This window comes from Sphingobium sp. (assembly GCF_035511395.1).
Lineage (GTDB): Bacteria > Pseudomonadota > Alphaproteobacteria > Sphingomonadales > Sphingomonadaceae > Sphingobium.
Window position 1 is genome coordinate 1 of the sequence record NZ_DATKFP010000213.1, and the last position, 8608, is coordinate 8608.

Sequence of the window (8608 nt, forward strand, 5' to 3'; positions counted from 1 at the left end):
TGCGGGTCGTGCTCGCGGCTGGCATATTCGGTGAAACGCGCGAACAGCAGCCGGCCCGTCGTCTCGTGGACGATCTCGCCGTCCACCCGGCGGCGCAGCTCGGCATGTTCCTCGGCATAGGCAAGCGCAACCCCGACCGCCCGCTCGTGCGCGGCAAGGATGCGCTCGTCGCCCGTGACCAGCGCCAGGATCGAGATCGACTTGGGCGCGCTGATCGTGAAATCCCAGCTGGGATGATGCTGGATGCCTTCCTTGCGCCGGCGACCGAGCTGCTGGTCGCCGACCTTGCCGGCGAGCAGTTCCTCGAACTGCTTGGGGTCGACAGGCCCGGACAGGCCGAGGCTGGCGGCGAGCTTGCCGCCCCATTCGGAGGGTTCGTTGCCGCCCTTGGTATAATAGTCGCCGATTGTATAGTAGCGGCCGATATTGGCGGGTGTCCCCTTGAGGCGGCGAGGATGGATCATGCCGGCTTCGCCTTCTCACGCGGGCCTTCGGAACGGCCATGGCTGTCGAGCCGCACACGGATCGTGCCGCGCGTCGCCCCCAACAAGGGGATGGGGGTGGCAACCCTGTTCTCCTCGTCGGGATGATCGTCGATCGGCGCTCCCTCGTCCGTCATGCCGGAATCGCTGTGGTCGGTGGGTCCGAACACCTCATCCTGCGGCACGGCGTCCTGGGGATCCGGCAGGCTGGGCGGCTCCTGGGTCGGCTCCCGCGCCGGCGGGGGATTGGCCTCGCCGGTAAAAAGATCGCCTTGCCCCGTTCCGGGAGACGGCGGCGTGTCCGGATGTCCCGGACCCTGCCCTCGCCTCGCGGCCTCCTCCCGCGCCTGGCGCGCGCGGCGCTCTGCCCACGCCTGGGAGATGATGGCCTTGCCGAGCGGCAGCCTTTTGGGGGGCTCGGTGCGTTCAACGAACGCGGCCGCGATCGAAGGCAGCGGATTGAAGCGATCGGTGAAACGGACGACGGGGAGATTGCGCCCGAAACGGAGGAAACCCGAAAGGTTCGGCAGATGGGTGACCTCGGTGTCCAGAACCAGCGGGCGGGTCACCTGCATGCGACTGAGGTTCACCCCGTCGCGCATGTCATTGACGCCGTAGCTCATCCCCTCGTTGGCTTCGACCTGCTCGACCCGGCCAAGGTTTTTGGAGATAAGTTCCGAGGTGTCGCTATCGTTCGCCCGGAGCGCGACCCAGGTCGAGCAGTAGCCGGTGATGGCCGCCGCATCCTCCTTGCCGTAGGTCGCGGTCAGCTGGGGATAGGACTGGAACCCCAATATGCCGCAGCCGCCATATTTGCGCGCACGGGCGAGGAAGTCGGATAGGCTGGGGAGCTTCTGGAGCGTCGGCAATTCGTCAATGACGCAATAGAGCCGCCGGTCGCGGTCGGGCGTGAGGCTCATGATCGCGCTGATCGCGATGTCGAGCCAGACCGTGATCAGGGGGCGCAGCGAAGGAAGCTGGTCGGCCTTGACGGTGACGAACAGCCAGCTGTCGTCCTTCTCGTCCTCGACCCAACGCCGGATCGAGAAGCCGTCCTCGGTATCGTCGAGATAGGCGAAGCTGCGCATGACCGAGGCAAGCTCGGCCTGGACGCCGGCCGAGGTGCGCTCCCCCTCGGCGGAGATGAAAGCGGCGGCATCGGTGCCCTTCACATAGGCGGCAAGATCGGCGAGCGGGGAACGCAGCACCCGATCAAGCAGGACCGAGATGAGCGTGTGCTTCTGCCGCGCGAGCTTGCGCAGGACCGCGACCAGCGTGCCGCGCGCGGCCTTGCTCCAGAACGGATCGCCATGTTTGTCGGGGATCGTGGATTCCGCGATCTGGTCGTAATGATACTCCCGCGGAACATCGACCCAGGGACTCCAGATGTCGGTGCGCTTGTCGAGCGGGTTGAGCAGGATGTCCCTGCCGGGGCGATAGAATTTCTCGACGAAGCTCCCGGCCGTGTCATAGACGATCGCCCGCTTACCCTGCTTGCGGATGCCTTCGAGCATGGTGGTGATGAGGTTGGTCTTGCCCGTGCCGGGCGCGCCGACCAGCAGGATATGTTCGGGCTCGAAGGCTTCCGGCACGGCGACGCCGCCGATTGTGAGCGCCCCCTTCTTCTGCCCTCGGAGCGCGCGCCGCACTTCCGAGGCCGTCCCGAAGCGGGCGCCGCGCAGATATTCGTTGGAGCCGAGCCCCTTCCCGGTTCGGGTAAAATAGAACCAGGCACTGACCAGTCCGAAGAGGGCGACCACACCGGCAATGGCCGCCCCGTGGATGAGGTCCTTTTCGAGCTTGTGGAGCGCCTGCTTCGCGACACCGGAGTCGGCGAGGGTGTCGGCCGAGGTCCAGTATTGGCGCCCGTCGGGGGTGCGGAACAGCACCGGGTCATTGGTCCCCGGCGCCGCATCCGCCTTGATGGTCGCCTCCACCAGCTTGGCGAGGACGAAGCGCTGATAGTCGGTCGACTTTTCGAACGCATACCAGCCGGTCCCCATCAACCAGAGGATCAGCCCGGCCAGCACGGTCTGGAAAAAGACCTGGGTGGTCATGCGGACATTGTGGACGATCGCCTGCCCGCCCCGCGTCCAGCTCCCCAACGTGTCGTTGCGGAAGATGCTCATGGCCGGCCCCTCCCCCGAACGGCTGGCGGTGCGCTACGGCATGCCCCCCGATTTGGGATGGCCCTGACCGGCAGGGAATAATCGCAGGCAATCGCGCGGCCGGACGGGAAGCCCGCCGAGGGGGAACGCGAGGCCGGGCATGTGTCCGTGAGGTGGGGATCCGCGCGCCGGGTCATGGCTGTTCGTCCGGTGAGAGCAGCCCCTTTTCGAGGAGCAGCGCCCTGGCGTCGGCCATGCCCTGTTCGAGCGTCTCGGGCGACCGGCGTCGCACCGATGCCGCGAGGATAGAGAGCGTCTGCAGGACGCAGGAGAGGATTTCGTCCTGCGTCGTGTAGACGTAGCCGCCGCGGGGATCGGCGGTCTGGTCGATCGCGGGGCGGAGGAGTTCGGCGACGCTGACGCCGACTTTACGGGCACGGCGCTGCAGCCGCTCGTAAAGGGCATCGTCGATCCGGATTGTGACCCTTGCCAAGGTGATGCTCCGACTGGAGCTTCGACAAGGAGGTCACGACGCACAGCAACTATAGCGCAGACAAGCGACGATCACAATAAAATCAGCGTGGCGGACGTGTCTGCCAGCCGGAAACGACGGAATTGCGGGGCTTTTTCGGGCAATAGTACTGAGGCGGCAGACGCGTCAGCCAAATAACGTGAAATCTGGCTGACGCGTCTGCCAACGGAAACCATTGATTATAGGGCAGTTTCAGGCCACAGCACCCGTGCGTACGGTGCATTACAAACCGCGAAGCGCGTGCGTCGCTTGCCCGCAGCAACGGAGTTGCTGCGTCATCCCTACCGCTGCCGGGCGCACCCATTGCGGTGGTGGTCGATGTGGGGAGATAGGTCGCGCTATGCGGTGGGGTCGCTTGTGGCGCGGGTGCGCCTGTGCGACAAGGATCGCGTGACGAGCGGGCCAGCCTGAACAAGGAAACTGGTCATGCCGAAAATGTCTGAACGCGATAAGCTCGCTGATCTGGAAGCGCGCGAGAAACGCATTGCGGGCGAGATTGCCGCCACGCGCCAGAAGCTGCGCGATCGCTATGCGGCAATCGTGACAGCGCTGCCGATCGAGCAACTGACGGAACGCGAGTTCCGGGACGTGCTGGGCCATGTGCTGCGGCTGGGCGGCGCGGGTGCGCTGGCGGCGCTCAAGGGGGCGTCGGTCGCGCCCGAGGTCTCCCGTTCGGGGAAAGCGCCAGCCGCGCCGGCGCCCGCAAGGGGGAATGATGGTGCCACGTCCACGCCCTTGGCGGGGGCATGAAGCTGTCGGCCCTTCCCTTTTCTTCCCCGCCGCCGCGCCGTCAGGCGCGGCGGCGGCCGGCGGCACGACAAAAGGCCAGCGCGCAAGGATGCGCGCCAGCCTTGGCCGGTCTGTTGTCCTGTCAGCGGCGCGGCGCTTTGGGGGAAGCGCCGCGCTGTCTGCTGTCAGGCGCTGCGCCGTGCGCGCCTGAATGTATCGCCTTCGCCGTCCTGCGGCTTGCGGGATGCAGGGGCATCCTTGGGCTTGCGGAAGGCGTGAATGGGAACGCCCTGTTTGCGCAAGGTCTGGTAGAGATTGGCCTGAATGCCCGATCCCTCGCAAAGGACGGCTTCCACCGCGCCAAGCTCGGCCAGCTTCTTGTTGCGGGTGAAGGCGGGCTTCTTCCCTCCCCCGTAGAGGCCGAACGCGACGACGGGCACGCCCTGCCTTGCCGCCCATGCCGCCGCGATGGCGTCAACGCCCTTGCGCTGCCCGGTGGTGACAAGCGTCATATGCGGCACGCGCGCCTTGATCTCGTCCAGCTTGGCCCAAAGCGGCTCCCATTCCTCCCACATGGCGGGGCCGGACAGGATGACGACAGGGCCTTGCGGCTGGTGCTTCTCGCGCTTGGCAAGGGCGCGCTCCTGCAAGAAATCCAACGCGTTCACATAGCTTGCGGTGGTGACGGATGAAGCCTTGCTGCCCTTGGTCGGTGCCCATGCCTTGCGCCAGCAAGCGCGATACAGCGCGGCGGCATAATCCCGCATCGCCTCGATAGCGGCGCGCTGTTCGGTGAGCGACTGGCAAAGCAACTGGGTATCCTCAAGGTCTTTGTTGAACACCTCCCCCGGTTCCATGCGCCGGGTCATGTCGCGGATCTTGTCGGCAAGCCGATCCTCCTGACGCTCCAGCGTTCCCGCAACGAAATGGAAGCTGTTGACGATACCCCAAGCGATTTGCGGGGCGAGCGGGTCAAGCCGCGTGTCGTGCAGCAGGCCATGCAGCGAAGTCATGAGTTCGCCGCAAACCTTCTGCGCCGCGAAGGGTTCGGGCATCTCATATTCCCCCGGCTCGTCGCCCGGTTCGATGATCGACAGCGGCAACGGATCGCCAAAGGATGCTTCCAACGGGTTCGTCGCGATGGCTTCGGCGTAGAGTTCCGGCAGGTCGGCGAATGTGCTAACGGCTACCTTAGCTGATTGCTTGCTCATGGTATGGCTCCTGATGCTCGATGATCGGTCAGGGTCCGGGAAAGTGTTCCACCACTCCCCCGGCCCGTCTTGGTTCAGCGCCTAGAACGCGACTTCATCGTCCAGATCGGCGGCGGCGCCTTGGCTCGACAATCCGCCGTTTGCATCGGCGGTGCTGTCCCCGAACCCGTAGTCATCGCCGCGCCCGGAACCGGACGGTGCATTGTCGCGCGGGGAGCGGACGGCAGGGCCGAAATCGTCGCGCTGGTCCTGCCTGCGCCATGCCACGCGATAGCCTTCCTCGACCGTGCCGAAAAGCGCGATGGGGAGCGGTTCGGACATGGACGGATCGTCGATATTCCCTTGCAGGAACACTTCGCCGGTCCGCTTGGCCGTGGCTTCCCAAAGCGCGCCGATCTGCACCACGCGGCCCCCGACATTGGGCGCGACGATCTCATAAGCCGGGGCCAGTTCGTTGTCGCTCTCGACGGGACGCAAGGCCAGCTTGGGCAGGTCGATTGCACGGGTAGCAATCGAACCAATCAGGCGGCCCTTCTTCAAATTGAACTCACCGATATTCATGACCTATACTCCTGAAAAATGCTTCCGGGGCCAATCCCCATCCGCACCTATACTTATACCCCCTCCCCCTTTTCGAGTATATGCCATTGTTTTCTTGACAGATTTTCATCCTATTTGGTGAGCCTGAGCCAAGAAAAACGGACGCGGCAGCGTCCCGAACAAAGAAAAGCATGGCGAAGCCATTCCTTCCTGATCAGCGTTGGACGCGACGGGGCCTGTCTGTCATCCCATCCGGAGCCGCCTTCGCCGGGGCTCAAGGGTCAGGGCTGGTCCGGGTGAGCAAGGGACGTCGCGCTGCGCCCTAGTGGAGGTTGAAGAAAATGGGCCTGCCGACACCTTTGGATCAGGCAATCCCGTCGGCAGGCCCATTTTCTTCTACCGCAGCTTGGGCGGAGGCAGCCCTTGCTTGCCCGGACCAGCCCTGGCACGCCGAGACCCTGCGAGGCGGCGCAGGGTGGGATGACAGACCGCGTGCGACGCTGATTGCGGGCCGAGGCGTCCTCGCCGAGGTCCGCGGCAACGGTGCCGCGAGCGCGACGCTTGAGGAAGGAAACAGAGCGTGCCTCTGGGGATGCTACGCCGGCCCGAGCCAGAGAACGTCGAGGAGGCTGGGGCTCGCCTTGCGTCCCTCGACGATGACGGTCGCGTCCACCAGCGGCGGGAAATCCTGCGCGCCCTCGAGGCGCCAGACGTGGCCATCCTCCATCTCGAGGAGGAAACCGCGCTCGGATCGGCGCAGACGTCCCTGAAGGCGCAGGGGAACGGCCGCCGCGGTCACGGCGCGGGATATCCGCCGGTCGAGGCGGCCCATGCGGAAGAGGAAAAGCATATGATCACGACGATCCTATTGCGGGGCATCATTCCGATTGTAAACATGTTCGACCTATGTTCCAATCCTGGAAGAAAGGATTTCCCATGATTGCGGACTATCTCACCGGGTTCGATTTCAGCCTGCCCCTGATCGATGCGGTCAACGATCCCGACATCGCGGATGTGCGCAGCGAGATCGCCGCCCTCGCCCTCGGGGAAGGTCTGGATTCCGGATATTACGAGACGCAGGAGCTGGCCGAAGCCTTTCTGGAGGCGGCCCGCGAAGCCAATGCCGGGATCAGCGATCTCCATAGCCCCGCTCGCGAGCGCCTTGCCGATATTCTTGATCGCGGTTCACCTTATCAGCGCTGCTTGTTCGATGCGGTGGCCACGTTGCCGCTGGCGGACGCGGCGAGCCATCTCGTCTGGCTTACGGAGCTGATGCGTGATCGCGCGGATATGTATCGGCCGGTCGAAGCGGCGCGTCTATCGACACGCTGAATATCCTGCCCCCACCTGCGGCATCCGGTAATTTCGCCCGGAACCGATTGGCAGTTGCTGCCCGATTGGTTTAGAGGAGCGTGTCCGCCGGTGGTGGGCCGGAGAGTAGAAACTCCGAACAATAGAGTCGGCGCATGCCTTGCGGCCGGATTGCCTGATTATGTCCAGGCTCCGGCTAAAGATCAGGCGCGCGTTCTATTGTTCGCGTCTTTCTACCGTCCGGCTCAGGGGCCGGCATCCTCCTTCGGGGAGGGTGCCCGCCGACTGAGCGCGACGGGACGGAGAAGCAGACATGACAAACGAAAAGCCAGGTTTGAAAAAAGCCATCGAGCTGATGGAGGCGGCCCTCGAATGCCTGACCGGCCCCAAGGATCAGGTGGTGGCGATGCGATTGTCGCACGCGCTTGATCTCGCACGAGAGCGGCTGCTCGAAGGAGCCTGACCGCCGCCAGCGCCTTGTCGGCAGAGCTATGCGGAAATCCGCTTCAGCATGTCCGCCGGCGTCAGGATCGTAATCGCCGGCAATCCCTGAACGTCCAGCAAATCCTTGTGGCCACTCACCAGCCAGCGAGCCGAGCCGGCCATGGCGGCGCGGATGAACATATCATCATCGGGATCTCGGCTGCTGACCGGAAGAGCATCGTCATTCAGCTCCACCCAGTCGGCGATTGCGCTGAAATCGTGTAGAATCTGATTTCGACGCTCGATGGTCAGATATCTGTCGAATTTCGGACGCCAAAGACGGGAACGGAATTCTTCGAAAGTGGCCTCGGCGAAGATCAGCCGGGCATGGGCGATCACCCAGAGCGTCACCCTTGCGGGGGTCGAATCCGCTGAAAGCGCGGCGCTGATGAGGACATTCGTATCGAGAACGAACCTGTCACCCTTCATCGGACAGCAGACGCTCCAGTTCGCTATCGGTAAGGCCCTTCTGCGCGGCCTCGTTGGCGGTTTCGCGTAGCGTGCTGGCGAGCCTGTCCGCGTAGAACGCCCGCATGGCTGCATAGTCTTCCGGGGAAACCATCACACCCACAACCCGATTGCGGCGGGTCACGCGCACCGGCTCGCGCTGTACACGGTCGATCAGTTCGCCGAAGCGGGTCTTGGCTTCATTGGCGGTGATGGTCTGCATGGCTGCCTCCATTCGACCGAATTGGTCGAATCGTTCGATTCACTATCTAAGAAGGAGAAGCCTGTCTTTCAAGCGGTCTGTGCGCCAGCGCTTGCGCGCGCGCCGTGGATGCAGGCGCTACCAGCGGGCCGAAAAATCGGGATCCAGTTGATAGGCGCCGTCCTTACCGGCCACGGCAACAGGCCATTCGCGCAAAGCTTTGCGGTAGATGACCCACCGGATATTGCCCTTGAACAGCAGGCGGGTTGCGTTCGCGAAGTATCGCAATTTCCACATCGCACGTCCCTTTCGACGTTCGAAATAGCTGTGGCTGACGCCTTCGGCGATGCTGTCGATCCAGAAGGAACCATGATTGTAATCGTCGTCTTCGCTATCGACCAGTGCGGCGAGCGCGAGTGATCCCGTCCGCCCGAGCTGCCCAAGGCGCTGAATTGCCGCATGGAGCACGGGTGCAAGCTGCTCCGGTGTTGCGATGTCGATATCAGAAGTGGTCGTGATCACACGGATGGTCACGACGATTCCGACAGCCTTCGAGGATTCTT

Annotated in this window: 12 protein-coding genes; 3 read left to right on the forward strand and 9 right to left on the reverse strand. The window is 64.0% G+C overall.

Going from position 1 to position 8608, the window contains the following annotated elements:
* The 3 genes from mobF to VMR39_RS14810 all read right to left on the reverse strand — a co-directional run.
* Positions 1 to 464 (reverse strand): MobF family relaxase (mobF, locus tag VMR39_RS14800; RefSeq protein WP_325416739.1); only part of this gene is annotated, 464 nt, incomplete at its 3' end.
* A complete protein-coding gene (locus VMR39_RS14805) occupies positions 461 to 2611 on the reverse strand; it encodes a type IV secretion system DNA-binding domain-containing protein (protein ID WP_021243122.1) in 2151 nt (716 codons plus the stop codon). The genes mobF and VMR39_RS14805, both read right to left, overlap by 4 nt.
* 172 nt (positions 2612 to 2783) lie before the next feature.
* Positions 2784 to 3083 carry a CopG family transcriptional regulator gene (locus VMR39_RS14810; RefSeq protein WP_013846862.1) on the reverse strand — a complete coding sequence of 100 codons (300 nt, stop codon included), beginning with the start codon at positions 3081 to 3083 and terminating at the stop codon, positions 2784 to 2786.
* 465 nt (positions 3084 to 3548) lie between these two features.
* On the opposite strand from VMR39_RS14810, the gene VMR39_RS14815 reads away from it, so the two are divergent.
* Complete coding sequence (locus VMR39_RS14815) at positions 3549 to 3872, forward strand: hypothetical protein (RefSeq protein ID WP_021688154.1); 324 nt, start codon at positions 3549 to 3551, stop codon at positions 3870 to 3872.
* A 164-nt stretch (positions 3873 to 4036) separates the two neighbouring features.
* On the opposite strand, the gene VMR39_RS14820 is transcribed toward VMR39_RS14815, so the two are convergent.
* From VMR39_RS14820 to VMR39_RS14830, 3 genes are all read right to left on the reverse strand, one after another.
* A complete protein-coding gene (locus VMR39_RS14820) occupies positions 4037 to 5062 on the reverse strand; it encodes a DUF2493 domain-containing protein (RefSeq protein ID WP_021688155.1) in 1026 nt (341 codons plus the stop codon).
* 81 nt (positions 5063 to 5143) lie between these two features.
* The gene (locus VMR39_RS14825) at positions 5144 to 5623 is read right to left on the reverse strand and encodes a DUF736 domain-containing protein (protein WP_021688156.1); all 480 of its coding nucleotides are present in this window, start codon (positions 5621 to 5623) and stop codon (positions 5144 to 5146) included.
* A gap of 574 nt (positions 5624 to 6197) precedes the next feature.
* Complete coding sequence (locus VMR39_RS14830) at positions 6198 to 6452, reverse strand: DUF5818 domain-containing protein (protein WP_030090527.1); 255 nt, start codon at positions 6450 to 6452, stop codon at positions 6198 to 6200.
* Between the two features lie 86 nt (positions 6453 to 6538).
* On the opposite strand from VMR39_RS14830, the gene VMR39_RS14835 reads away from it, so the two are divergent.
* Entirely contained in the window at positions 6539 to 6934 is a 396-nt protein-coding gene (locus VMR39_RS14835; protein WP_021688158.1) for a hypothetical protein, read from the forward strand.
* 292 nt (positions 6935 to 7226) lie between these two features.
* Entirely contained in the window at positions 7227 to 7376 is a 150-nt protein-coding gene (locus VMR39_RS14840; protein ID WP_021688159.1) for a hypothetical protein, read from the forward strand.
* 26 nt (positions 7377 to 7402) lie between these two features.
* Here VMR39_RS14840 and VMR39_RS14845 read toward each other — a convergent pair whose 3' ends face one another.
* From VMR39_RS14845 to VMR39_RS14855, 3 genes are all read right to left on the reverse strand, one after another.
* On the reverse strand, positions 7403 to 7825 hold the full coding sequence (locus VMR39_RS14845; protein ID WP_021688160.1) for a putative toxin-antitoxin system toxin component, PIN family: 423 nt from the start codon (positions 7823 to 7825) through the stop codon (positions 7403 to 7405).
* Positions 7815 to 8066 carry a type II toxin-antitoxin system prevent-host-death family antitoxin gene (locus tag VMR39_RS14850; protein WP_030090526.1) on the reverse strand — a complete coding sequence of 84 codons (252 nt, stop codon included), beginning with the start codon at positions 8064 to 8066 and terminating at the stop codon, positions 7815 to 7817. The genes VMR39_RS14845 and VMR39_RS14850 overlap by 11 nt, the downstream gene beginning before the upstream one ends.
* A gap of 117 nt (positions 8067 to 8183) precedes the next feature.
* The coding region (locus VMR39_RS14855) for a hypothetical protein (protein WP_325416740.1) at positions 8184 to 8608 on the reverse strand (425 nt) is incomplete at its 5' end.